The sequence below is a fragment of the Candidatus Pseudomonas auctus genome, assembly GCF_048654275.1.
Classification (GTDB): Bacteria; Pseudomonadota; Gammaproteobacteria; order Pseudomonadales; family Pseudomonadaceae; genus Aquipseudomonas; species Aquipseudomonas pharyngis.
This window is the reverse complement of sequence record NZ_JBJYZK010000004.1, coordinates 148,495-173,121: the sequence shown is the minus strand read 5'-3', so window position 1 is coordinate 173,121 and position 24,627 is coordinate 148,495. Positions and strand designations below refer to the sequence as shown.

Annotated in this window: 20 protein-coding genes; 10 read left to right on the top strand and 10 right to left on the bottom strand. The window is 60.9% G+C overall.

Going from position 1 to position 24,627, the window contains the following annotated elements; all coding sequences use genetic code 11:
• Positions 1-301 precede the first annotated feature (301 nt).
• Positions 302-517, top strand: a complete 216-nt coding sequence (gene rmf / locus ACKUG4_RS09880) for a BatR family protein (protein ID WP_003223300.1) — start codon at positions 302-304, stop codon at positions 515-517.
• 174 nt (positions 518-691) lie between these two features.
• On the opposite strand, the gene ACKUG4_RS09875 is transcribed toward rmf, so the two are convergent.
• A complete protein-coding gene (locus ACKUG4_RS09875) occupies positions 692-1,711 on the bottom strand; it encodes a quinone-dependent dihydroorotate dehydrogenase (RefSeq protein WP_445433898.1) in 1,020 nt (339 codons plus the stop codon).
• Positions 1,712-1,933: 222 nt separating this feature from the next.
• On the opposite strand from ACKUG4_RS09875, the gene ACKUG4_RS09870 reads away from it, so the two are divergent.
• From ACKUG4_RS09870 to cobA, 8 genes are all read left to right on the top strand, one after another.
• A complete protein-coding gene (locus tag ACKUG4_RS09870; RefSeq protein WP_445433897.1) occupies positions 1,934-3,145 on the top strand; it encodes a CmpA/NrtA family ABC transporter substrate-binding protein in 1,212 nt (403 codons plus the stop codon).
• Positions 3,146-3,160: 15 nt separating this feature from the next.
• Positions 3,161-3,736 carry an ANTAR domain-containing response regulator gene (locus ACKUG4_RS09865; protein WP_007916390.1) on the top strand — a complete coding sequence of 192 codons (576 nt, stop codon included), beginning with the start codon at positions 3,161-3,163 and terminating at the stop codon, positions 3,734-3,736.
• A gap of 447 nt (positions 3,737-4,183) precedes the next feature.
• Positions 4,184-5,395 (top strand): nitrate/nitrite transporter, encoded by a 1,212-nt coding sequence (locus ACKUG4_RS09860; protein WP_064594690.1) that lies wholly within the window; start codon positions 4,184-4,186, stop codon positions 5,393-5,395.
• 7 nt (positions 5,396-5,402) lie between these two features.
• Positions 5,403-7,073, top strand: a complete 1,671-nt coding sequence (locus ACKUG4_RS09855; RefSeq protein WP_445433896.1) for a bifunctional protein-serine/threonine kinase/phosphatase — start codon at positions 5,403-5,405, stop codon at positions 7,071-7,073.
• A gap of 309 nt (positions 7,074-7,382) precedes the next feature.
• Positions 7,383-9,836 (top strand): nitrite reductase large subunit NirB, encoded by a 2,454-nt coding sequence (nirB, locus tag ACKUG4_RS09850; RefSeq protein WP_445433895.1) that lies wholly within the window; start codon positions 7,383-7,385, stop codon positions 9,834-9,836.
• Positions 9,833-10,150 carry a nitrite reductase small subunit NirD gene (gene nirD, locus ACKUG4_RS09845; RefSeq protein WP_007951992.1) on the top strand — a complete coding sequence of 106 codons (318 nt, stop codon included), beginning with the start codon at positions 9,833-9,835 and terminating at the stop codon, positions 10,148-10,150. Before nirB ends, nirD begins: the two co-directional genes overlap by 4 nt.
• Positions 10,150-12,864 carry a nitrate reductase gene (locus ACKUG4_RS09840; RefSeq protein WP_445433894.1) on the top strand — a complete coding sequence of 905 codons (2,715 nt, stop codon included), beginning with the start codon at positions 10,150-10,152 and terminating at the stop codon, positions 12,862-12,864. The genes nirD and ACKUG4_RS09840 overlap by 1 nt, the downstream gene beginning before the upstream one ends.
• 13 nt (positions 12,865-12,877) lie before the next feature.
• Entirely contained in the window at positions 12,878-13,630 is a 753-nt protein-coding gene (gene cobA, locus ACKUG4_RS09835; protein WP_445433893.1) for a uroporphyrinogen-III C-methyltransferase, read from the top strand.
• Positions 13,631-13,705: 75 nt separating this feature from the next.
• On the opposite strand, the gene ACKUG4_RS09830 is transcribed toward cobA, so the two are convergent.
• From ACKUG4_RS09830 to ppsA, 8 genes are all read right to left on the bottom strand, one after another.
• Positions 13,706-14,740, bottom strand: coding sequence for an OmpA family protein (locus ACKUG4_RS09830; RefSeq protein WP_011333252.1), 1,035 nt, complete (start codon positions 14,738-14,740; stop codon positions 13,706-13,708).
• Positions 14,741-14,847: 107 nt separating this feature from the next.
• Entirely contained in the window at positions 14,848-15,438 is a 591-nt protein-coding gene (gene sigX / locus ACKUG4_RS09825; protein ID WP_011333251.1) for an RNA polymerase sigma factor SigX, read from the bottom strand.
• A gap of 90 nt (positions 15,439-15,528) precedes the next feature.
• A complete protein-coding gene (locus ACKUG4_RS09820) occupies positions 15,529-16,353 on the bottom strand; it encodes a mechanosensitive ion channel family protein (protein ID WP_007951987.1) in 825 nt (274 codons plus the stop codon).
• A gap of 2 nt (positions 16,354-16,355) precedes the next feature.
• The gene (locus ACKUG4_RS09815; RefSeq protein WP_007951986.1) at positions 16,356-16,604 is read right to left on the bottom strand and encodes a hypothetical protein; all 249 of its coding nucleotides are present in this window, start codon (positions 16,602-16,604) and stop codon (positions 16,356-16,358) included.
• A 63-nt stretch (positions 16,605-16,667) separates the two neighbouring features.
• A complete protein-coding gene (gene cmaX / locus ACKUG4_RS09810) occupies positions 16,668-17,663 on the bottom strand; it encodes a divalent cation transporter CmaX (protein ID WP_085613279.1) in 996 nt (331 codons plus the stop codon).
• A 24-nt stretch (positions 17,664-17,687) separates the two neighbouring features.
• Entirely contained in the window at positions 17,688-18,179 is a 492-nt protein-coding gene (gene rraA, locus ACKUG4_RS09805) for a ribonuclease E activity regulator RraA (RefSeq protein ID WP_011333248.1), read from the bottom strand.
• A gap of 226 nt (positions 18,180-18,405) precedes the next feature.
• Positions 18,406-19,395 carry an alpha/beta fold hydrolase gene (locus tag ACKUG4_RS09800; protein WP_085649399.1) on the bottom strand — a complete coding sequence of 330 codons (990 nt, stop codon included), beginning with the start codon at positions 19,393-19,395 and terminating at the stop codon, positions 18,406-18,408.
• 98 nt (positions 19,396-19,493) lie between these two features.
• Positions 19,494-21,869 carry a phosphoenolpyruvate synthase gene (gene ppsA / locus ACKUG4_RS09795; protein WP_085613278.1) on the bottom strand — a complete coding sequence of 792 codons (2,376 nt, stop codon included), beginning with the start codon at positions 21,867-21,869 and terminating at the stop codon, positions 19,494-19,496.
• 174 nt (positions 21,870-22,043) lie between these two features.
• On the opposite strand from ppsA, the gene ppsR reads away from it, so the two are divergent.
• Entirely contained in the window at positions 22,044-22,862 is an 819-nt protein-coding gene (gene ppsR / locus ACKUG4_RS09790) for a posphoenolpyruvate synthetase regulatory kinase/phosphorylase PpsR (protein WP_007951980.1), read from the top strand.
• Between the two features lie 106 nt (positions 22,863-22,968).
• Here the strand turns inward: ppsR and prpD are convergent, their stop codons facing one another.
• Positions 22,969-24,453 carry a 2-methylcitrate dehydratase gene (gene prpD / locus ACKUG4_RS09785; RefSeq protein ID WP_445433892.1) on the bottom strand — a complete coding sequence of 495 codons (1,485 nt, stop codon included), beginning with the start codon at positions 24,451-24,453 and terminating at the stop codon, positions 22,969-22,971.
• Between the last annotated feature and the right edge of the window lie 174 nt (positions 24,454-24,627).

The window sequence follows — 24,627 nt, the reverse complement described above, 5'->3', positions numbered from 1 at the left end:
CACTAAAGGATTAACCTTATCATCCAGCGCGGGGCCGATCATACCGGGGTTTGGCCAATGGACGCTGGATAAATACGCGGTTACTTATGGCCATAGCATCTTTTTCGTTACGTCCTTATGACAAAACGGTCATTCCATCGATGTGACTCATTGGTTAGAACTGAACACAGGTTGACGTCGCAACGGCGTCAACACCTTGGCTCGCCACGCCGGCAGCGAGCCGCCAACGGCAGAGTTTTTCTGCCAGACCTCAATTGAGGTCGACGCGACAAAAACAGTCAACAAGTGAGGGAAACACCCTATGAGAAGACTTAAGCGTGATCCGTTGGAAAGAGCATTTTTGCGCGGATATCAATATGGCGTTGGTGGTAAATCCCGTGAGCTTTGCCCATTTACTCTACCGTCGGTACGTCAAGCCTGGATCAACGGCTGGCGAGAAGGACGCGGCGACAACTGGGACGGTATGACCGGCACTGCGGGAATCCACAGACTCAACGAACTTCACGCCGTCGGCTGACACAGGGCACTTATTCCGACACGACAATCTGATTTCGTAACAACCTGATCACCATGCACGTCCTTCCCGGACGGCGGGCTACGGCCCAGGGGCTCCTTCGAGGAGCCCTTTTTTATGCCCGCCGCATTATTTATGGCAGCGAGCTTGCTCGCGATGGCGCGCTCTCACAAAGGATCAGCGCTTGGCGGCGATCGCATCCACGGACTCGCGGATCAGCGCCGGGCCCTTATAGATGAAGCCGGAGTAGATCTGCACCAGGCTCGCGCCGGCCGCGATCTTCTCGGCCGCATGCTTGCCTTCGGTGATGCCGCCCGCCGCGATGATCGGAAGCTTGCCGCCCAGCTCGGACGCCAGCACTTTCACGGTATGGGTGCTCTTCTCGCGAACCGGCGCGCCGGACAGACCGCCCGCCTCGTCCCCGTGTTCCATGCCTTCGACGCCCACGCGGCTGAGGGTGGTGTTGGTGGCGATCACCGCGTCCATCCCGGTTTCGATCAGTGCCTGGGCGACTTGCGCGGTTTCTTCGTCGGTCATGTCCGGCGCGATCTTGATCGCCAGCGGTACATGCTTGCCGTGGCGCAGGGCCAGTTCGGCGCGACGCGTGGCCAGGTCCGCCAGCAATTGCTTGAGCGAATCACCGAATTGCAGGCTGCGCAGGCCCGGGGTGTTCGGCGAGCTGACGTTGACCGTGACGTAACTGGCGTGAGCGTAGACCTTGTCCAGGCAGATCAGGTAGTCGTCTACTGCGCGCTCGACCGGGGTGTCGAAGTTCTTGCCGATGTTGATCCCCAGCACGCCCTTGTATTTGGCCGCCGCCACCCGCGCCAGCAGGTTATCCACACCGAGGTTGTTGAATCCCATGCGGTTGATGATCGCCTCGGCTTCCGGCAGACGGAAAATCCGTGGTTTCGGGTTGCCCGGCTGCGGACGCGGGGTCACGGTGCCGATTTCGACAAACCCGAAACCCAGCTGGGCGAAGCCGTCGATGGCCGCGCCGTTCTTGTCCAGACCGGCCGCCAGACCCACAGGGTTCGGGAACGTCAGGCCCATGACATTCACCGGCAGCGACGCCGGCGCCTTGCACAGCAAGCTGTTGAGGCCCAAACGCCCGCCCGCGCCGATCAGATCCAGCGACAGATCGTGGGAGGTTTCCGGGGAAAGTTTGAACAACAGCTGACGGGCCAGGGTGTACATGGGCGGCTATGACTCGGGCGGCGAAAAGAGGCGGCGATTATAGCCGGGCATCCCCCCGCCGCGCGAGGCGCACGCGTAAATCCGTGCGCATGGCATATGCCTTGCACCTTCCACGGCATCAGCCGGCAGGCCAATGGTGGCGTGCAGGCAAGGACAATGGCGTCGTCTCTCGGTTTTGCGCGGGCAAAGCCTGGGACGACGTTTTTTTTGAGGGTGGCTTTCATGACTCAAACCTCCGCCGGGCCGCTGGCCTGGGTCAACGGCAGCGATGCCCCGGAAAAAAGCGCGATCAACCTGGGCTTCATGGCCCTGAGCGACTGCGCCTCGCTGGTGGTCGCCGCCACTCAGGGCTTTGCCCAGCCTTACGGCCTGACCCTGAATCTCAAGCGCCAGAGTTCCTGGGCCAACCTGCGGGACAATCTGGTCAGCGGCGAACTCGATGCCGCCCACAGCCTTTACGGCCTGATTTACGCGGTGCATCTGGGCATCGGCGGCGTCGCGTCAACCGACATGGCGGTGTTGATGGGTCTGAACCAGAACGGCCAGAGCCTCAACCTGTCCCACGGTTTGCAGGGCCTGGGCGTGACCGGTCCTGAAGCGCTGCACCATCATGTGCACCAAACCCGCGCAAAACTGACCTTCGCCCAGACCTTCCCGACCGGCACCCATGCCATGTGGCTGTATTACTGGCTGGCGAGCCAGGGCATTCATCCGTTGCAGGATGTCGACAGCGTGGTGGTGCCGCCGCCGCAAATGGTCGCGCACCTTCAGGCCGGTCGCATCGATGGTTTATGCGTCGGCGAGCCCTGGGCGGCCAGCGCCGTGCAGCAGAATCTCGGCTTCACGCTGGCCACCAGCCAGACCATCTGGCCCGATCACCCGGAAAAAGTCCTCGGCTGCACCCGCGCCTTCGTCGAGCAATACCCCAACACCGCGCGGGCCTTGGTGATGGCGATCCTGGAAGCCAGCCGTTTCATAGAAGAGAGCCCGGAAAACCGCCGCAGCACCGCGCAACTTCTCAGCGCCGCCGAGTACCTCGACGCCCCGGTCTCCTGCATCGAACCGCGCTTTCTCGGCGACTACGACGATGGCCTCGGCAATCGCTGGCAAGACCCGCACGCCCTGCGCTTTCACGGCGACGGCGCGGTGAACCTGCCGTACCTGTCGGACGGCATGTGGTTCATGACCCAGTTTCGCCGTTGGGGCTTGCTGCGCGATGACCCCGACTACCTCGCCGTCGCCCGTCAGGTGCAGCAACTGGAGATCTATCGCGACGCAGCGACTGCTGTGGGCGTTGCGGCCTGGGGCAAGGACATGCGCAGCAGCCAGTTGATCGACGGCAAAATCTGGGACGGTAGCGAACCGGCAGCCTACGCCCGAAGCTTCAAGCTCCACGCGCTGAGCGACAGCGCCCCCCTTCTCGCCCAGCGCTGACAGGAGACCGCGAACATGCTGCGCATTCTGCTGATCAACGACACCGCGAAAAAAGTCGGGCGCCTGAAAGCCGCGTTGACCGAGGCCGGTTTCGAAGTGATCGACGAGTCGGGCCTGACCATCGACCTGCCGGCGCGCGTCGAAACGGTGCGTCCGGACGTGATCCTGATCGATACCGAGTCACCGAGCCGCGATGTGATGGAGCAAGTGGTGCTGGTCAGCCGCGACCAGCCCCGGCCGATCGTGATGTTCACCGACGAGCATGATCCCGGCGTGATGCGTCAGGCGATCAAGTCCGGGGTCAGTGCCTACATCGTCGAGGGCATTCACGCACAACGCCTGCAGCCGATTCTCGACGTGGCCATGGCCCGCTTCGAGAGCGACCAGGCCTTGCGCGCCCAGCTACAGGCCCGCGACCAGCAACTGGCCGAGCGCAAACGCATCGAACTGGCCAAGGGCCTGTTGATGAAAATGAAGGACTGCAACGAAGAAGAGGCCTACACCCTGATGCGCCGCCAGGCCATGAGCCGCCAGCAGAAACTGATTCAGGTGGCGGAGCAGATCATTGCGATGAGCGAGCTGCTTGGCTGAAATTCTGCGCTACTTTTGCAGCGAAAAATCAAAAGCGCCCTCACCCTAGCCCTCTCCCGGAGGGAGAGGGAACCGACCGCAGTGTCTTGCGTCATACATCGACCTGAAAAACCCAGTCGATTATGGATTCAAAGCCGATCGCTCACGTCGGCGTATCTCTCGAATATCCCCCGATCAGTTCCCTCTCCCTCCGGGAGAGGGTTAGGGTGAGGGGCTTTTGATTTTGACTTGGCACAAATCTCGCTAAGTAATCCCTACAGGTAACCAACGGCGGTTGCCCCACCTACGACAAAGACGTCGCTCACCTTCTTCGCCCCTTTCGGCGATCCGGGTAGCGGCGTTTTTGCGTTTTGGCCCAACAGCCCGGGGCCGGTGGTGCGGCCGTGGCGGCGCTCCACTTGCTGGCTTGTGACTCCTTCTCGAGATTCTTAACAGCTGAGGTGCGCGATGAATAAAAGCTTCTGGAAATCCGGCCACACCCCGACCCTGTTCGCGGCCTTCCTGTATTTCGACCTGAGCTTCATGGTCTGGTACCTGCTCGGCCCGCTGGCGGTGCAGATTGCTGGCGACCTGCACCTGACCACTCAACAGCGCGGCCTCGTGGTGGCCACGCCGATTCTGGCCGGCGCGGTGCTGCGCTTTGCGATGGGCATGCTTGCCGATCGCCTGTCACCCAAGACTGCCGGGCTGATCGGCCAGGTGATCGTGATCTGCGCATTGTTCGGTGCCTGGAAACTCGGCATCCACAGTTACGAACAGGCTCTGCTGCTCGGCCTGTTCCTCGGCATGGCCGGCGCTTCGTTCGCCGTGGCCCTGCCGCTGGCCTCGCAGTGGTATCCGCCGGAGCATCAGGGCAAGGCGATGGGCATCGCCGGGGCCGGCAATTCCGGGACCGTGTTCGCGGCGCTGATCGCCCCGGTGCTGGCGGCGGCGTTTGGCTGGAGCAATGTGTTCGGGTTCGCCCTGATTCCGCTGCTCCTGACCCTGGTGCTGTTCGCCTGGCTGGCAAAAAACGCCCCGGAGCGGCCAAAAGCCAAATCCATGGCCGACTACTTCAAGGCCCTGGGCGACCGCGACAGCTGGTGGTTCATGTTTTTCTACAGCGTCACCTTCGGCGGCTTCATCGGCCTGGCCAGCGCCCTGCCCGGCTACTTCAACGATCAATACGGCCTCAGCCCGGTGACCGCCGGTTACTACACCGCCGCCTGCGTGTTCGGCGGCAGCCTGATGCGACCGCTGGGTGGCGCGCTGGCGGACCGGTTCGGCGGAATTCGCACCCTGCTGGCGATGTACACAGTGGCCGTAGTCTGCATCGCGGCGGTCGGCTTCAACCTGCCGAGTTCCTACGCGGCGCTGGCCCTGTTCGTCTGCACCATGCTCGGTCTCGGCGCGGGTAATGGCGCGGTGTTCCAACTGGTGCCACAGCGCTTTCGGCGTGAAATCGGCGTGATGACCGGGCTGATCGGCATGGCCGGCGGCATCGGCGGCTTTGCCCTGGCGGCAGGCATGGGCGCGATCAAACAGAGCACCGGCAGCTATCAACTGGCGCTGTGGTTGTTCGCCAGCCTTGGCGTGCTGGCGTGGTTCGGCCTGCATGGGGTCAAACGTCGCTGGAGAACCACCTGGGGTTCGGCGGCCGTGACCGCTGCCCGGGTCTGAGGCCCGAATGGCTCTGCAACTGAGCTTTGCCGAAGCCAGCGCCACCGGTCCCCGCGCGGAAAACCAGGACGCCTTGCGCCTGGTGACCCCGGCCCCGGCGCTGGCCGCCAGCAAGGGTTTCCTGTTCGCCATCGCCGACGGCGTCAGCCAGTGCGCCGATGGTGGTCTTGCCGCGCGTTCGACCTTGCAGGCGCTGGCGCTGGACTACTACGCCACCCCGGAAACCTGGAGCGTGGCCCAGGCCCTCGATCGTCTGCTGCTCGCACAAAACCGCTGGTTGCAGGCCAATGGTGGCGGTCAGCCGCTGCTCACCACGGTCAGTGTGCTGGTCATGCGCGGCCGGCGCTTTACCCTGGCGCACGTCGGCGATTGCCGGGTTTATCGCTGGCACGCCGAAACCTTGCAGCGAATCAGCGAGGATCACGTCTGGGATCAACCGGGCATGCAGCATGTGCTCAAGCGCGCACTGGGGCTGGATCAGCATCTGGTGCTGGACTTTCTCGACGGCGAACTGCGTGACGGCGAATGTTTCGTGCTGCTCAGTGACGGCGTGTGGGCCGCGCTTGGCGATACCGCCATCGCCGGGATTCTGCGCGATCAACCGGACCTGCACAGTGCCGCGCAAACGCTGGTCAACGCTGCACATCTGGCCGGCAGTCAGGACAATGCCAGTGCGCTGTTGGTGCGGGTGGATGCGGTCGGCGAGGCCAGCCTTGGCGATGCGTTGATTCATTTGCAGCAATGGCCCCTGCCCCCACCGCTGAAACCGGCTCAGGCCTTTGAAGGCTGGCGGGTTCAAGAGGTTATAAGTCAGAGCCAGCAATCGCTGCTGTATCGCGTGCTCGATGGTCAGGGTCAGGCGTGGCTGTTGAAGACCTTGCCTGCACCACTGGCAGACGATGCCCAGGCCGGCCAGGCCTTGCTGGCGGAGGAATGGTTTCTCAAACGCGTCGCCGGGCGGCATTTCCCTGAAGTCCATAGCGCCGGTCAGCGTCAGCATTTGTACTACGTGATGCGTGAATATTCGGGAACCACCCTGGCGCAGTTGTTCGAACAAAGCGGCCCGCTGCCACTGGCCCAGTGGCAGGATTTGGCCGAGAGCCTGCTGCGGGCCGTCGGCCTGCTGCATCGACGGCAGATCCTGCACCGCGACATCAAACCGGAAAACCTGCATCTGGGGGATGACGGCGAGTTGCGGCTGCTGGATTTCGGTCTGGCGTATTGCCCCGGTCTGTCGCAGGACGCACCGTCGACCTTGCCCGGAACCCCGAGCTACATCGCACCGGAAGCCTTTCAGGGCGCCGCACCCGGCGCACAACAGGATCTGTATGCGGTGGGCGTGACTCTGTATTTCTTGCTCACCGGGCATTTTCCCTACGGTGAGATCGAAGCGTTCCAGCGCCCGCGTTTCGGGGTGCCGGTGAGTGCCGGTCGCTATCGCCCGGATCTGCCGGAGTGGCTGGCGCAGTGTCTGGAGCGCGGGGTCTCGGCCGACCCGCTGCAACGGTATGAAACCGCCGAGGAATGGCTGCTGACGCTGGAACAAGGTGAGCGCCGCAGCCTGAATGTACGCCCTCGCCCCTTGCTGGAACGGGAGCCGCTGAAGGTCTGGCGAACATTGGCGTTGCTGGCACTGCTGGGCAATCTGGTGCTGCTGTTTCTGTTGTTTCATGGCTGATGCGGCGCTCCATTAACGGGCGTGCCGCTTCCATTCAGTGCAAAAAACACAATGAACACCTGGCCAATTCCAGCATTACCCCAGTGAATTCGCGGCTCAGCGCGACTTGGCACAACCACTGCATTAACGTTTTCAACTGACATAAAGCCCGACCTTCAACGACGAAGGCCAGGCTTCCCGAGAGAACGGGACAAGGACAAAGGCGTCCTCGCTAGGTAACTGGCGGGACGCCTTTTTTGTTTGCGCCATTTTTGTCGAGCAAGGCCTGACTGCCCACAAGAGGCAAGCCCGATGCTCCCGGAGAACCTGATGAAAAAACTCAAACTGGTGATGATCGGCAATGGCATGGCCGGGGTCCGCACCCTGGAAGAACTGCTCAAGCTGAGCAACGAGCTGTACGACATCACGGTCTTCGGCGCCGAACCGCACACCAACTACAACCGCATCCTGTTGTCGCCGGTGCTGGCCGGCGAACAGACCTTCGAAGAGATCGTGCTCAACGACCTCGACTGGTACCTGGAAAACGGCATCAAACTGCTGCTTAACCGCAAAGTGGTGGAGATCGACCGAGTCAAACGCCGGGTGATCGCCGAGGACGGCACCGAGGCCGAATACGATCGCCTGCTGATCGCCACCGGCTCGACCCCGTTCATCCTGCCGATCCCCGGCAACACCTTGCAGGGCGTGATCGGTTACCGCGACATCGCCGACACCCAGGCGATGATCGACACCGCAAAAACCCACAAGCACGCCGTGGTGATCGGCGGCGGCCTGCTCGGCCTCGAAGCCGCCAACGGCCTGATGCTGCGCGGCATGCACGTCACCGTGGTGCACCTCGGTGAATGGCTGCTGGAGCGGCAACTGGACAAGACCAGCGGCCAGCTCCTGCAAACCGCCCTCGAGGCCCGTGGCCTGCACTTTCGCCTGTGCGAACAGACCCAGGCCCTGCACGACGCCGGCAACGGTCGCGTCGGCTCGGTGCAATTCAAGAACGGCGACATCATTCCTGCCGATCTGGTGGTCATGGCCGCCGGCATTCGCCCCAACACCGAACTCGCGGAAAAGGCCGGCATCCCGTGCAATCGCGGGATTTTGGTCAACGACACCCTGCAAACCTACGACCCGCGCATCTATGCCATCGGTGAGTGCGCCAACCATCGTGGCATCGCCTACGGCCTGGTGGCGCCGTTGTTCGAGCAGGCCAAGGTCTGCGCCAACCACCTGGCCCAATTGGGTTTCGCCCGTTATCAGGGCTCGGTGACGTCGACCAAATTGAAAGTCACCGGCATCGACCTGTTTTCCGCCGGCGACTTCATGGGCGGCGAAGGCACCGAAACCATCACCCTCTCCGACCCGATCGGCGGCGTGTACAAAAAACTGGTGATCAAGGATGACGTGCTGGTCGGCGCCTGTCTGTACGGCGATACGGCAGATGGCGGTTGGTATTTCCGGCAGATTCGTGAGAATCACGCCATCGGCGAGATCCGCGATCACTTGATGTTTGGTGAAAACGCCCTCGGTGACGTAGGACATCAGGGCCAGGACAAAGCCATGAGCATGGCCGACAACGCCGAAGTCTGCGGCTGCAACGGCGTGTGCAAGGGCACCATCGTCAAGGCGATTCAGGAACACGGGCTGTTCAGCGTCGACGAAGTGAAGAAACACACCAAGGCTGCCAGCTCTTGTGGCTCCTGCGCCGGGCTGGTCGAGCAGATCCTGATCAACACCGTCGGCGGCGCGGCGGACGTCAAACCGAAAAGCGAAAAAGCCATCTGCGGTTGCAGCGACCTCAACCACGGCCAGATCCGCCAGGCCATTCGCGAGCAGCACCTGCTGACCATCGCCGGCACCATGAGCTACCTCAACTGGCGCACCCCGAACGGCTGCGCCACCTGCCGCCCGGCCCTCAACTACTACCTGATTTCCACCTGGCCCGGCGAAGCCAAGGACGATCCGCAGTCGCGCCTGATCAACGAGCGGGCCCACGCCAACATCCAGAAGGACGGCACTTATTCGGTGGTGCCACGAATGTGGGGCGGCGTGACCAACCCGTCGGAACTGCGGCGGATCGCCGACGTGGCGGACAAATACCAGGTGCCAATGGTCAAGGTCACCGGCGGCCAGCGCATCGACCTGCTGGGGATCAAAAAGCAGGATCTGCCCGGTGTGTGGAAAGACCTCGACATGCCGTCCGGCCACGCCTACGGCAAATCGATCCGCACCGTGAAAACCTGCGTCGGCAGCGAGTTCTGCCGCTTCGGCACGCAGAATTCGACCCAGTTGGGCATCGACCTCGAACATGACCTGTTCAACATGTGGTCGCCGCACAAAGTGAAGCTGGCGGTCTCCGGATGCCCACGCAACTGTTCGGAAGCGGGGATCAAGGACGTAGGCATCATCGGCGTCGATTCCGGCTGGGAGATGTACATCGGCGGCAACGGCGGGATCAAGACCGAAGTCGCCGAGTTCTTCGTCAAGCTCAAGACCGCCGAGGAAGTGCGCGAGTACAACGGCGCGTTCCTGCAGCTGTACCGCGAAGAAGCCTTCTACCTCGAACGCACCGTGCACTACCTGCAACGGGTCGGCATGGAGCACATCAAGAAGGCCGTGCTGGAAGATCCCGAACGCCGCAAGGCCCTGAACGAACGCCTGCAATTCTCCCTGTCGTTCGAACAGGATCCGTGGAAAGAGCGCCTCGCCCAGCCGCAACTGAAGAAAGAATTCGACGTGATCCCTGTGAAAAACCTGGAGGTGCCGGCATGAACTGGCTCGATATCTGTGCCCTGGAAGAGATCAACGCCCTCGGTTCGCGGATCATCGCCGGGCCCAAAGGTGACATTGCGATCTTTCGTACAAGCGACGACGAAGTTTTCGCACTCGATGACCGCTGTCCGCACAAGGGCGGCCCGTTGTCCCAAGGACTGATCTACGGCAAACGTGTCGCCTGCCCGCTGCACAACTGGCAGATCGACCTGCAATCCGGCGAAGCCCAGGCCCCGGACGTCGGCTGCGCGCACCATCACCCGGCCCGAGTGGAAAACGGCCGCGTGCAACTGGCCCTGCGGGACGCCGTCTGATGAACCGCCAGACGACCGCCTCGACCTGCTGTTATTGCGGGGTCGGCTGCGGCGTGCTGATCGAGCATGACGGCGAGCGCATCCTCGGCGTCAGCGGTGATCCGGCGCATCCGGCCAACTTCGGCAAACTGTGCAGCAAAGGCTCGACCCTGCACCTGACCGGCGACTTGGCGGCACGGGCGTTGTACCCGGAACTGCGCTTGGGCAAAGGCCTGGCGCGCAGCCGTTGCGACTGGGACACCGCACTGGATCACGCCACCCAGGTCTTCGCCGAAACCATCGCCGAACACGGCCCGGACAGCGTGGCGTTCTATATCTCCGGGCAGTTGCTGACCGAGGACTACTACGCCTTCAACAAACTGGCGCGGGCGCTGGTCGGCACCAACAACATCGACAGCAACTCACGGCTGTGCATGTCTTCGGCGGTGGTCGGCTACAAGCGCAGCCTCGGCGCCGACGCACCGCCGTGCAGCTATGAAGACCTGGAGTTGAGCGATTGCGTGGTGATCGTCGGCAGTAACATGGCCTACGCCCATCCGGTACTTTTTCGCCGTCTCGAAGAGGCAAAATCCCGCCGTCCGCAAATGAAAGTCGTCGTTATTGATCCACGGCGCACCGACACCTGTGATCTGGCGGACCTGCACCTGGCGATTCTGCCGGGCACCGATGTCGCGTTGTTCCATGGGATTTTGCATCTGCTGTTGTGGGAAGACTGGATCGACCGCGACTTCATCCAGTCTCACACCGAGGGCCTCGCCGAGCTGAAAAGTCTGGTACGCGATTACACCCCGGCGATGGTGTCGCAACTGTGCGGGATCAGTGTCGAGCAGTTGCAGCAATGCGCCGAATGGATCGGCACATCACCAAGCTTTCTGTCGCTGTGGTGCATGGGCCTGAACCAGTCTACCGCCGGTAGCGCGAAAAACAGCGCGCTGATCAATCTGCACCTGGCCACCGGGCAAATCGGCCGGCCGGGTGCAGGACCTTTCTCCCTGACCGGTCAGCCGAATGCCATGGGCGGGCGCGAAACCGGCAGCCTTTCCAACCTGTTGCCAGGCCATCGTGAAGTCGCCAATCCAGAGCACCGCGCAGAAGTCGCGGCGTATTGGGGTGTGGATAAGCTGCCGGAAAATACCGGTCTCAGCGCCATCGAACTGTTTGAACAAGTGCGCAGCGGCAAGATCAAGGCGTTGTGGATTGCCTGCACCAACCCCGCGCAATCGATGCCGGACCAGAACGCCGTCCGCGCCGCGCTGGAAGCCTGTCCGTTCGTGGTGTTGCAGGAGGCGTTTCGCACCACCGAAACCGCAGCGTTTGCCGATCTACTGCTGCCGGCGGCCAGTTGGGGCGAGAAGGAAGGTTCGGTGACCAACTCCGAACGGCGGATTTCCCACGTCCGCCAGGCCATTGCCGCACCGGGTGAAGCACGACCGGACTGGGCGATCACCGTAGATTTCGCACAACGCCTGGAGAAGCGTCTGCGCCCGCAGCAGCCGGGGCTGTTTGCGTTCGAACAACCGGCGCAGCTGTTTGACGAGTACAAACAACTGACCCGTGGCCGCGATCTGGATTTGTCCGGGATCAGCCATCGGTTGATTGATGAGCTGGGGCCACAGCAATGGCCCTTCCCCGCTGGCGCCCGCCAAGGTACAGCCCGGCTGTATGGCGACGGTATCTTTCCTACGCCGAACGGGCGCGCACAGTTCGTTGCCGATCCCTATCGCGCCGCCAAAGAACAACGCGACGCGCGCTTTCCACTGACCCTGATCACTGGCCGCCTGCGTGATCAATGGCACGGTATGAGCCGCACCGGCACGGCGGCGCAGTTATTCGGTCATGTCAGCGAAGCAGTGTTGAGTCTGCATCCGGACGAATTGCGCCGTCACCGCTTGCAGCCTGGGGATCTGGTGAATCTGAAAAGTCGTCGGGGCTCAGTGATCGTGGCGGTCGCCAGCGATGACAGCGTGCGTCCGGGCCAGGCGTTCCTGCCGATGCACTGGGGCGATCGTTTCCTCAAGGGCGGTGTGAACAGCCTGACCCTACCCGCCTTCGATCCTTTGTCGAAACAACCGGAACTCAAGCACAGCAGTGTGCGGCTGGAAACGGTGGACTTGCCATGGCAACTGTTCGCACTGATCGAGGGCGATGTTCAACGGCATTTCGAGGCGCTTCGACCGCTCTGCGAGGCGTTTTCCTACGCAAGTCTCAGCCTTGTCGGACGTGAACGGCCTGCGCTGCTGATACGCGCAGCCAGCGTCGTGGCGCCAGAACCGCAATTGCTGCGTGAAATCGACCAGTGCCTGGCTCTGATCGAGGGGCCGGTACTGGCTTATGACGATCCTCGCCGCGCCATTGGCAAACGGGTACGCATCGAAAACGGGCGAATCACCGCGATCCGCCTTGCCGGTGAAACCCTCGCCCAGCACTGGTTGCAAGGTCTGTGGCTCGAGGGCCGCGCCGACGAACAACTGCGGCGCTGGCTGCTGGCACCGATGAGTGCGCCGCCGGGCAATGCCGGCGCGCAGGTTGTGGCTGACAAGACCCTGTGCAACTGCAAGAACGTCAGCCACAGCGCGGTCTGCGCCGGTATCCGTGAAGGTCTGGATCTGCAGGGTTTGAAAAATACATTGGGGTGCGGCACGCAATGCGGTTCCTGCGTCCCGGAAATCAAGCGCTTGCTGGCCGCCGAAGTGCGTCCGGTCGCCGTTATCTGAAGAGGAAAACACCATGAACGCGAAAGTCTGGCTGGTGGGCGCGGGTCCCGGTGATCCTGAATTGCTGACGCTCAAAGCGGTGCGGGCCTTGCGCGAAGCCGAGGTGGTGCTGATCGACGATCTGGTCAATGAGGCGGTACTTGAACACTGCCCTGCTGCGCGGATCATTGCCGTCGGTAAACGCGGCGGCTGTCGTTCGACGCCTCAGGCGTTCATCCATCGGCTGATGTTGCGTTACGCCCGTCAGGGCAAATGCGTGGTGCGGCTCAAGGGCGGCGATCCGTGCATTTTCGGGCGCGGGGGTGAGGAAGCGCAGTGGTTGCGTGAGCGCGGGGTCGAGGTGGGACTGGTCAATGGCATCACCGCCGGACTGGCCGGCGCGACCCAGTGTGATATCCCGCTGACGTTGCGCGGCGTGGCCCGGGGTGTGACGCTGGTCACGGCCCACACTCAGGACGACAGCCAGTTGAACTGGCGGGCCTTGGCGCAGGGCGGCACGACGCTGGTGATTTACATGGGGGTGGCGAAGCTCGGCGAGATTCGCGAGCAACTGCTGGCGGGCGGTATGGCGGCGGATACACCAGTGGCGATGATCGAGAATGCCTCGTTGCCAGAACAACGCGAATGCCGCAGTGATCTAACAGGGATGGAGGACGATGCACTTGGTTTCCAGCTCAGGAGTCCTGCGATTCTGGTCATAGGCGCCGTCGCAGCGGCTGCGACCCAGATGGATTCGATTGGCTGGGCAGCCGACCGATTGGCCTGACAATCCCCGGTTTCACCAAATCGCAGGCAAAGAAAAGCCCGGCCTAAGCCGGGCTTTTCTCGTAGCGGCAGCTAATTACTTAGCTTGAGCTTCAACCTGCGCTTCTACGCGACGGTTAACAGCGCGGCCAGCTTCAGTTTTGTTGTCAGCAACTGGGCGGGATTCGCCGTAGCCGATCGACTGAACGCGGGACGATTCAACACCGTACTGGTTGGTCAGAACTTGCTTAACGGCGTTTGCACGACGCTCGGACAGTTTCTGGTTGTAAGCGTCAGGACCGACGGAGTCAGTGTGACCTTCAACAGTAGTGGTGGTGGATGGGTACTGCTTCATGAAGTCAGCCAGGTTTTTGATGTCGCCGTAGCTGTTTGGCTTAACAACCGACTTGTCGAAGTCGAACTTCACGTCCAGCTCAACACGAACAACTTCAGCAACTGCAGGGCAGCCATCAGCGTCAACAGTTACGTTGGCTGGGGTGTCCGGGCACTTGTCAACGTTGTCGCAAACGCCGTCGTTGTCGCTGTCGGAGCAGACTTCAGCTGGTGCTGGAACTGGAGCAGCAGCTGGCTTGGAGCCGCCACCGAAGTTCACACCGATACCGACGCTAGGAGCCCACTCGGTGTCGCCCTGGTCGATGTTGTACTGAGCTTCAACGCCAGCACGGGCGTAGAAGTTGTCGGTGAAGTACAGCTTGGCACCAGCGCCCAGGTTGGCGAAGGTGGAACGGTTACGACCGTTCGAACCGTTCTGGTCGATGCTCTGGTCAGAGAAACCGGCCGAAACGTATGGACGCAGCATGTCGCCTGGGTTGTTGAAGTGGTACAGAGCGTCCAGAGCGGTGTTGGCGCCCTTGACGTTCTTGCCATCGTCGGCACGCACGTTGTGCACTTCGTCGTAGCCCAGACGCAGTTCAACGTCGTCGGTCAGGAAGTAACCGATCGAACCGCCGAACAGGTTGCCGTTGTTCTTGAAGTTACGAGCGCTGTCGAATTGTTCTTTCTTTGCGAAGCCTTCGATTTCAACTGCGCCTTGGCCTTGTGCCAGAGCGCCGAAAGAAGTGGCGGCAATCAAAGAACCAATGGCCAAGCCCAAGGTGTTTTTCAGTTTCATCCGTTAAATCCCCATCTGGTGATTGTGAAGCAGTCCCGCAAACCGGGGGACAACTCGGCGGCAAGTCTATCAGAACTTGCCTACACGTAAGAGATATTTGCGCCGAACTAAGTTTCAGCAATGCCTGCAAATTTCTCACGCAATTTATCAAGAGCGCGTTTGTAACGCATTTTTGTCGCACTCAAACCCATGTGCATGATGTCTGCGATCTCCTGAAACTCCAGCTCTGCGACAAATCGTAGCACCAGAATTTCCCGGTCGATCGGGTTCACATACACCAGCCAGCGATCCAGTCCGCCCTTCTCCTCGGGTTTCGGCGCCTTTTCTTCGGACGCTTCCTCGAGGGGGTCAAGACTCAGTGCGTCCATCAAGCGACGCTTTCGCCGTTCCTTCCGATACTGTGTGATGCATTCGTTGTAGGTGATGCTGTATAGCCATGTCTTGAACTTCGATTTCCCCTCGAAGTTCTTCAGGCCATACAACACCTTCAACATCACTTCCTGACAGACATCGTCTGCATCGCGATCGTTCCCAAGATATCGTGCGCACACGTTAAATAATGTCCGCTGGTAACGCCGCATCAGTTCTTCGTAGGCGCGCGTCACGTGAAAAAGCTCGGTATGCGAGCGCGCGACCAACTCCTCATCAGAGAGCTCGCGGGGATCGTAGCGCGTGGATAGCGTTTGGGCTTTATTCAAAACAAGTCGTGCCGACAGTCAGGTCAATGTCCACCGCAGCCAGCGACAGCTGGCATTTTGCGGCGGCATACATTAGCAGGGTTTGCCGGGTTAGCGGCTACTCACATGCTGTTCCAGCAGGATCCGATTGGAGAGAGAGACTAGCTCACCCTCATCGGTCAGCAATGTGGTCTTAACCGTGCCGATCTCTTCGATCTGGCCTTCGACCTCGCCAATACGCACTTGTTGCCCAACCTGATACAACTCACGCACATAGATTCCCGCAAGAATCTGACCGGCAATTTCCCGGCTTCCCAAACCCATGGCCAGCGCAACCGCCAGACCAACGGTAATCAATACGATGACGATCACATGGTTCAGCAGGTCGGTCTTGACCTCCAACTGACTGATTGCGACCGAAATGCTGATGATGATCACCAGGCCTTGGGCAATTCGCCCAAGTCCTGAAGCGTAGTCCAGGCCTACGCCTTCTGCCGCCCCGCGAACCAGGCCATTGGCCAATTGTGCAAGCAGGACACCCACCAGCAACACCAGCGCGGCACCGAATACTTTCGGCAAATAGAGCGCCAGCATGTCAAGCGTAGCTGAAACTCGCTCAAGTCCAAGGGATTCTGCTGCCGAAACCAGAAAAATCAGCAGAACGAACCAGTAAACGATTTTGCCGATCAACGTGGAGATCGGCACTTGCAGCCCCGCGCGGGACATCAATTTGGTCAGGCCGGTGCCGCCCATCAGGCGATCAAGCCCCAGTTTGGCCAGCAACTTGGACAGCAAGGTATCGAGCAGCTTGGCCACAACGAAACCCAAGAGCAGCACAACCAGTGCGCCGAACAGGTTAGGAATGAAGTTAGCGACTTTGGTCCACAACGCAGTCATTGCAGTGACGAGGCTCTGAGTCCAGAGATCAAGTTCCATATTCAATCAGCCTTATCAGCAGTGCGAGCGGTAGGTTTACGGAGACGGGAGACCGGCGCGACATGGGCCGAGCCGTTATTCAGGGCGATCATCAGCGCGGGCAGCCAGCGGCCCAGCAGGCTGAACAGATCGCCGGCGCCAACCTGGCGGTTGGCGGTTTTGAGCACGCGGCCCAGGCAGGCATCGTCGTCACGGCTGGACGGCGAAGCGTTGAGCATGTCGCGCAAAGACTGTTCAAACGGATCGTGCATACGCACCTCTCGTGATGTCTGTGAAAGACGCGGGCAAATTTGGTCGGGTCACATGGTGCATCTTCATACCCAGCGCAAACGGCGGAACAACCACCACTGGCCGAACGCCAGGGCGAGCACCGTCAGGCAAGCGATCAGGAAGCCATAAGGGCTGCTGGCGAACGGTATTCCGCCGACGTTTATGCCCAACAGACCGGTAATAAAACTCATCGGCAAGAAGATGCAGGTGATGATCCCGAAGCGATACATCGTGCGATTCATGTGCACGCTCAAGCGCCGGTCTTCGGCCTCCAGCACCAGCCCCACGCGCTCTCGGGTCAATTCGAGCTCTTCGAGATAACGGGTCAGGCTGTTGTTCAATTCGTTCCAGTAGTCGGCATCGTCATCGACGAACCACGGCAGTTTTATCCGCGTCAGCTGTCCGAAAATATCCCGCTGCGGTGCCAGAAAACGCTTCAGTCCGGCGGCCCGGCGACGGATGTGCAAAATGGCGCCATGCTCAGGGGTATACCGTTCGTCGGCATCCAGTTTTTCTTCCTCTTCATCGACCACTTCGGAGAGGCAAGTCACCAGATCCTGCACCTTGTTGGTGAGGAACTGCGCCAGATACAGCATCAGTTCGGACGAGGTTTTCGGCCCCTTCCCCTCGCCCAGCATCACCAGCAACTCATCGGTGGCGCGCAACGGACGCAAGCGCAGGGAAATCACCCGCTGGGCCGAGGCAAAGATCCGCACCGACACCATGTCCTCCGGCTCGGCACCCGGGTTCAGATTGACCCCGCGCAAAAACAGCAGCAGCTCGGAGTCCGGCAGCGGCAACAGGCGTGGGCGAGTGTTTTCTTCCAGCAGCAAATCGCAGGTGAACTCGTTGAGCCCACTGGATTTACGCAGCCAGGTCTGGGTCTGCGGGTGACTGCGATCCCAATGCAGCCACAAGCTTTCATGAGCCTGCAGCTGCAGATCGTCGAGATCAGTCCGGGCTATCGAACGCGCACCGCCTTTACCGTCCAGCACCAGGGCATGCACCAGCCCCCATTGCGCGTTTTCTTCCTCGAACATCCTCACCCCTGTGGTTACCGCGATTTATTCAGGCATTTTCAGCGGGCTTGGCGAGATGATCACGCCATTGTTGTCCGCATAGATGTACTGGCCGGGATGGAAAGTGACACCGGCAAAGGTCACCGGCACGTTGAGGTCGCCGAGACCGCGTTTTTCAGTCTTTTTCGGATGGCTGGCCAGGGCCTGAACGCCGAGATCGGTCTGGGCGATGACGTCCACATCACGGATGCAACCGTAGATCACCAGCCCTTCCCAACCGTTTTTCGCGGCTTTCTCGGCGATCATGTCGCCCAGCAGTGCGCAGCGCAGGGAACCACCACCATCGACCACCAGCACCTTGCCGTTGCCCTTGAGCTCGGCTTGCTCCTTGACCAGCGAGTTGTCTTCGAAGCATTTGATGGTCACGATTTCGCCGCCGAACGAATCACGGCCGCCGAAATTGCTGAACATCGGTTCCAGCACCTGAACCAGCTCCGGATAGGCGTCGCACAGGTCAGGCGTAAGGTAATGGTTCATCGAAAAACTCCTGTAAAAAGGAAGACGATCAAGGATGTCGCACTCTTTTGAAACGAGTTCCGGCGGTCGCTGTTTACCTTAGACCATGTCATGGTCGCTGAACGAACCTGAACACAGGCTGAAACGTAATAGCGAAACAGTCACTAAATATGACCAGAACCGTCCAATGCGTCATATCTTAGCCGCAAGCCGACGCGAACGAAATGCCCTTTTCAGGGCGCCGCGTTCAGACCGCTGCCGCCAGATCCGGCTTCTCGCCAAGCAATGGCGTGTGCTGATCTGCCAGCCAGCGCGCCACCAGCGGCCAGACCTCGGCCTGTGCCGCTTTGCTGACCAGCATCTCGACATGCCCGAACTGATCGTTGAAACCCTGCTCACGGCCCAGGTTGATGAACTGCTTGTGCTCGGAGCCAATCTGTTCGAACAGTTTCCTGCAGGCCCAAGCAGGATCCTGATGATCCCCCGCCGCGCTTACCGCCAGCACTGGGACCTGCACGTCGGCAAGACCTGCCCACCAATCCTTGTCCTTGTCGCCGAAACGCCCGAACAGTCCGTACCAGCGCATGCTTTCCAGCGCCAGGCCGATCGGCTCGTCCTCGGGGCCGCGCTTGAGTCGCGAGCCGGACAACTGGGCAAAACGCTTGAGAATGAAGCGCCCACTCCACTCCACCGGCGGAATCTTCAGCGGCCAGTACGTGCGGCTGACCTGCGTGCCGAAAAACGCCGCCGACGCCACCGCCGGTTCACCGAGGTATTCGCCGCCCAGCGCGGCCGCCAACGTGATGCCACCCAGCGAGTGGCCGATCCAGTGCGGAATCTGCCCGCTCTGCTCACGGACGAACGCGGCAATCGCCGGCAGATCGTAACGGGCATAGTCGGCGACGCGGTTGCGGCGGTAGTCCTCGTTGCGCTGGGACAGACCGTGACCGCGCATTTCCGGGATCCACACATCGAAACCCAGACGCGTCAGATACGCGCCCAGGCCCAGGCCCTTCGGCGAGAACCAGAAGCGCCGATTGGAAAAACTGCCGTGCAGCAAGATCACTGGCACGCCGCGCGACGCCGGCTCATCGGCCAAGCCGAGGCGGGTCACCGCGATTTCCACGGACCAGTCAGGGCTGTTGCCCGGTTTCAAACGATAAACGTCTTCGCTCAGATCACCGCGTCGCTCGGCGCTGATCAGGGCGACAGGAAATAGGTTGCTGCTGCTTTGCATAATGCTCTTGCACAAAAAAGGGCGGCATCCGGAGAGCTCGCCCTACTTCAATCTTAAAGCCCCGACCCGGTTCAACGGGCCGGGGCTTCATTCACGGCTTATTCCGCCGCCTGGCCTTCGGCAAGGAAGAACCAGGTTTCCAGCACGGTGTCCGGGTTCAGCGACACGCTTTCGATGCCCTGCTCCATCAGCCACTTGGCCAGGTCCGGGTGGTCCGAAGGACCCTGACCGCAGATGCCGATGTACTTGCCGGCCTTGTTGCACGCGGCGATCGCGTTGGCCAACAGCTTCTTGACCGCCGGATTACGCTCGTCGAACAGGTGCGCAATGATCCCGGAGTCACGGTCCAGGCCCAGCGTCAGCTGGGTCAGGTCGTTGGAGCCGATCGAGAAACCGTCGAAGAATTCGAGGAATTCTTCAGCCAGGATCGCGTTGGATGGCAGTTCGCACATCATGATCACGCGCAGGCCGTTGTCGCCACGGGCCAGGCCGTTTTCGGCAAGCAGATCCACCACCTGGCTGGCTTCGCCGAGGGTACGGACGAACGGCACCATGATTTCGACGTTGGTCAGGCCCATCTCGTTGCGCACACGCTTCAGCGCACGGCACTCGAGTTCGAAGCAGTCACGGAACGATTCGCTGATGTAACGCGAAGCGCCACGGAAGCCCAGCATCGGGTTTTCTTCTTCCGGCTCGTAGAGTTTGCCGCCGATCAGGTTGGCGTATTCGTTGGACTTGAAGTCCGACAGACGCACGATGACTTTCTTCGGAGCGAACGCAGCGGCCAGGGTGCTGATGCCCTCAACCAGTTTCTCGACATAGAAGCCGACCGGATCGTCGTAACCGGCGATGCGCTTGTCGACGCTTTCCTTGATGTCCTGCGGCAGGCCGTCGTAGTTCAACAGCGCTTTCGGGTGCACGCCGATCATGCGGTTGATGATGAATTCCAGACGGGCCAGGCCCACACCGGCGTTCGGCAGCTGCGCGAAGTCGAAGGCGCGGTCCGGGTTGCCGACGTTCATCATGATCTTGAACGGCAGCTCCGGCATGGCGTCGACGGAGTTCTTCTTGATGTCGAAACCCAGTTCGCCTTCGAAGATGTAACCGGTGTCGCCTTCGGCGCAGGACACGGTCACGCCCTGGCCGTCCTTCAGCAGTTGGGTGGCGTTGCCGCAACCGACGACCGCAGGGATACCCAGCTCACGGGCGATGATCGCCGCGTGGCAGGTACGGCCGCCACGGTTGGTGACGATGGCGCTGGCGCGCTTCATGACCGGTTCCCAGTCCGGGTCGGTCATGTCGGAGACCAGCACGTCGCCTGGCTGGACCTTGTCCATCTCGGACACGTCCTTGATGATCCGCACCTTGCCGGCGCCGATGCGCTGGCCGATGGCACGACCTTCCACCAGCACGGTGCCGGTTTCCTTCAGCAGGTAACGTTCCATGACGTTGGCCTGGGTGCGGCTCTTCACGGTTTCGGGACGGGCCTGCACGATGTACAGCTTGCCGTCGTCACCGTCCTTGGCCCACTCGATGTCCATGGGGCAGCCATAGTGCTTCTCGATGATCATCGCCTGCTTGGCCAGCTCGCTGACTTCAGCGTCGGTCAGGCAGAAACGCGCGCGGTCGGCCTTGTCGACATCAACGGTTTTCACGGAACGACCGGCCTTGGCCTCGTCGCCGTAGATCATCTTGATGGCCTTGCTGCCCAGGTTGCGCCGCAGGATCGCCGGGCGACCGGCTTCCAGGGTGCCCTTGTGGACATAGAATTCGTCCGGGTTCACCGCGCCTTGTACAACGGTTTCGCCCAAACCGTAGGCGCCGGTGATGAACACCACGTCACGGAAGCCGGATTCGGTATCGAGGGTGAACATCACGCCGGCGGTGCCGGTTTCCGAACGCACCATGCGCTGCACGCCAGCCGACAGGGCGACCAGCTTGTGGTCGAAGCCCTGGTGCACGCGGTAGGAAATGGCACGGTCGTTGAACAGGGAAGCGAACACTTCCTTGGCCGCGCGAATGACGTTTTCCACGCCCCGGATGTTCAGGAAGGTTTCCTGCTGACCGGCGAACGAAGCGTCCGGCAGGTCTTCGGCGGTGGCGGAGGAACGCACGGCCACGGCCACGTCAGGATTACCGGCCGACAACGCGGCGAACGCGGTGCGGATCTCGGTGTTCAGTTTTTCAGGGAATTCGGCTTCCATGATCCATTGGCGGATCTGGGCGCCGGTCTTGGCCAGGGCATTGACGTCATCGACGTCCAGCGCATCGAGGGCCTTGTGGATCTGATCGTTCAGACCGCTCAGTTCCAGGAAGTCGCGATAGGCTTGCGCCGTGGTGGCGAAGCCGCCGGGGACCGAAACACCGGCACCGGCCAGGTTACTGATCATCTCGCCCAGGGATGCGTTCTTGCCCCCCACATGCTCAACATCGTGTTTGCCGAGCTTATCGAGGGAAACTACGTACTCTACCAAGGTGATCTCTCCACTAACTGTGTTGGAAAAGCTCAGAAACCGGCGGCTCGGGGGAGCGTTGGCCGGCTGTATGGCCTGGACCTGGAAAATAAGTGAGAATGCGGGCCAATGGCGGCCGGCAAATCGCGCCTATCATATCCAGAAATGCTCATTAGCTTAAGGCCCAAGGTGCAAATGAAACGATCTGCTTTCTTTATCTCCGATGGCACCGGCATCACCGCCGAAACCCTGGGTCAAAGCCTTCTGGCGCAGTTCGAAAACATTACCTTCAGCAAATTCACGCGCCCCTACATCGACAGCGTTGAAAAAGCGCGGGCCATGGTACAACAAATCAACAAAGCCGCTGAAACCGACGGTTTCCGGCCGATCATCTTCGACACCATCGTCAATCAGGACATCCGTGAGATTCTCGCAACCTCCAATGGTTTCATGATCGACATTTTCTCGACGTTCCTCGCCCCGCTCGAGCAGGAACTGACCGAGCATTCTTCCTACACCGTCGGCAAGTCCCACTCCATCGGTCACAACTCCAATTACATGGAGCGCATCGAAGCGGTGAACTTCGCTCTGGACAACGACGACGGCGCCCGCACCCACTATTACGACAAGGCCGACCTGATACTAGTGGGCGTGTCGCGTTGTGGTAAGACGCCGACGTGCCTGTACATGGCGATGCAGTTCGGCATCCGCGCGGCCAATTACCCGCTGACCGAAGACGACATGGAACGCCTGCAACTGCCGGCCGCCCTGCGCGCCCACCAGCACAAGCTGTTCGGCCTGACCATCGACCCGGACCGCCTCACCGCGATCCGCAACGAACGCAAGCCCAACAGCCGTTATTCGAGTTACGCCCAGTGCGAGTTCGAAGTGCGCGAGGTGGAAAACCTGTTCCGCCGCGAGAACATCCCGAACATCAACTCCACGCATTTTTCGGTGGAAGAAATTTCCGCGAAGATTCTGGTGGAGAAAGGTGTCGAGCGGCGGTTCAAATAAATTTTCTGTGTCTGATCTGCCGTCTTCGCGAGCAAGCCCGCTCTCACATTGGAATACGGTCAAATGTGGGAGCGGGCTTGCTCGCGAAGAACGATAACGCGGTCCCTCAGATAACAAACAAATCCACAAACCGATTAGCAGGCGTCGACTCAAGCCGCTCCTGGTCCTTGCACAACGCCAATATCTCCTCGCTTCGCTGCCCGGTGAATCGTGTCAGCAGGTTCGCCCTGAATTTGTCCTCCAGCAACGGAATGCCCTCGGCGCGACGCCGGCGATGGCCGATCGGGTACTCCACCACCACGTTTTCCGTGCTCGAACCGTCCTTGAAAAACACCTGCACCGCATTGGCGATCGAGCGCTTGTCGGCCTCCAGGTATTCGCGGGTGAAGCGCGGATCCTCGACGATGACCATTTTCTCGCGCAGCACATCGATGATCGGATGGGCCTTGTGGAAATCATCCTCGTACTGCTCAGCCACCAGATTGCCGAACGCCAGCGGCACGGCGGTCATGTACTGGAGGCAGTGATCGCGATCGGCGGCGTTGGCCAGCGGCCCGACCTTGGAAATGATGCGGATCGCCGACTCATGCGTGGTGATGACAATCCGGTCGATCTCATGCAGACGATTGCGCACCTGCGGATGCAGGGTCACGGCGGCTTCGCAGGCGGTTTGCGCGTGGAATTCGGCGGGGAAGCTGATCTTGAACAGCACGTTTTCCATCACGTAACTGCCGAACGGCCGGGAGAAGCTGAAGGCGCGTTTGTCTTCAGGCTTGAGCGCCAGATCGTTGTTGGTGTGGCTGAACAGAACGTCGTAAAAGCCCCACTGCTTGGCACTCAAGACGCCGGGAATGCCCATTTCGCCGCGCATCGCGATATCCGCCAGCCGCACGCCCCGGCTCGACGCATCCCCCGCCGCCCAGGATTTTCGCGAACCGGCGTTCGGCGCATGGCGGTAAGTGCGCAACGCCTGACCGTCGGCAAACGCGTGGGACAGCGCCGATAACAGCTGCTCGCGGTTGGCGCCCATCAGTTTGGCGGTCACGGCAGTCGAGGCGACTTTCACCAGAATGACGTGATCGAGGCCTACACGATTGAAGGAGTTTTCCAGGGCGATCACGCCTTGAATCTCGTGGGCCATGATCATGGCTTCGAGTACATCGCGCACGGTGAGCGGCGCTTCACCGCTGGCCAGACGTTTTTGCGACAGGTGATCGGCCACCGCGAGAATCCCGCCGAGGTTATCCGACGGATGGCCCCATTCAGCGGCGAGCCAAGTGTCGTTGTAATCGAGCCAGCGCACGATGCAGCCGATGTCCCACGCCGCTTTTACCGGGTCGAGGCGATAGGAGGTGCCAGGGACTCGGGCGCCGAATGGGACGACGGTGCCTTCGACGATTGGGCCAAGGTGCTTGGTGCATTCGGGGAAACGCAGGGCCAGCAGACCGCAGCCCAGCGTGTCCATCAGGCAGTTGCGGGCGGTGTCGAGGGCTTCGGTGGATTCGATTTTGCAGGTGAGGACGTAATCGGCGATGTCCTGCAGGATACGGTCGTAGTCGGGGCGGTTGTTCAGGTCGACGTTGGCGCTCATTGCGGTTCTCCTGGTGGGGAATGATGAGTGGTGGGGTCTTCCTCAGGGGCTGGTTGGTTTTTTTGTTTAGAGCAGATCGTGGGTGTCTGCTTTGGGGTGTTTCTTCAGTTGGATTGTTGCCCTCACCCTAGCCCTCTCCCGGGGGGAGAGGGGACCGAATGGGGGATGTTCAAA

Coding starts and splice junctions, on each gene's coding strand:
- prpD (WP_445433892.1), bottom strand. CDS start 24,453: ATGAGCGCCAACGTCGACCTGAACAACCGCCCCGACTACGACCGTATC.
- ACKUG4_RS09830 (WP_011333252.1), bottom strand. CDS start 14,740: ATGAAACTGAAAAACACCTTGGGCTTGGCCATTGGTTCTTTGATTGCC.
- rraA (WP_011333248.1), bottom strand. CDS start 18,179: ATGAACCATTACCTTACGCCTGACCTGTGCGACGCCTATCCGGAGCTG.
- ACKUG4_RS09875 (WP_445433898.1), bottom strand. CDS start 1,711: ATGTACACCCTGGCCCGTCAGCTGTTGTTCAAACTTTCCCCGGAAACC.
- ACKUG4_RS09870 (WP_445433897.1), top strand. CDS start 1,934: ATGACTCAAACCTCCGCCGGGCCGCTGGCCTGGGTCAACGGCAGCGAT.
- ACKUG4_RS09840 (WP_445433894.1), top strand. CDS start 10,150: ATGAACCGCCAGACGACCGCCTCGACCTGCTGTTATTGCGGGGTCGGC.
- ACKUG4_RS09860 (WP_064594690.1), top strand. CDS start 4,184: ATGAATAAAAGCTTCTGGAAATCCGGCCACACCCCGACCCTGTTCGCG.
- ACKUG4_RS09820 (WP_007951987.1), bottom strand. CDS start 16,353: ATGGAACTTGATCTCTGGACTCAGAGCCTCGTCACTGCAATGACTGCG.
- nirD (WP_007951992.1), top strand. CDS start 9,833: ATGAACTGGCTCGATATCTGTGCCCTGGAAGAGATCAACGCCCTCGGT.
- rmf (WP_003223300.1), top strand. CDS start 302: ATGAGAAGACTTAAGCGTGATCCGTTGGAAAGAGCATTTTTGCGCGGA.
- ACKUG4_RS09855 (WP_445433896.1), top strand. CDS start 5,403: ATGGCTCTGCAACTGAGCTTTGCCGAAGCCAGCGCCACCGGTCCCCGC.
- nirB (WP_445433895.1), top strand. CDS start 7,383: ATGAAAAAACTCAAACTGGTGATGATCGGCAATGGCATGGCCGGGGTC.
- ppsR (WP_007951980.1), top strand. CDS start 22,044: ATGAAACGATCTGCTTTCTTTATCTCCGATGGCACCGGCATCACCGCC.
- ACKUG4_RS09800 (WP_085649399.1), bottom strand. CDS start 19,395: ATGCAAAGCAGCAGCAACCTATTTCCTGTCGCCCTGATCAGCGCCGAG.
- ACKUG4_RS09815 (WP_007951986.1), bottom strand. CDS start 16,604: ATGCACGATCCGTTTGAACAGTCTTTGCGCGACATGCTCAACGCTTCG.
- cmaX (WP_085613279.1), bottom strand. CDS start 17,663: ATGTTCGAGGAAGAAAACGCGCAATGGGGGCTGGTGCATGCCCTGGTG.
- cobA (WP_445433893.1), top strand. CDS start 12,878: ATGAACGCGAAAGTCTGGCTGGTGGGCGCGGGTCCCGGTGATCCTGAA.
- ACKUG4_RS09865 (WP_007916390.1), top strand. CDS start 3,161: ATGCTGCGCATTCTGCTGATCAACGACACCGCGAAAAAAGTCGGGCGC.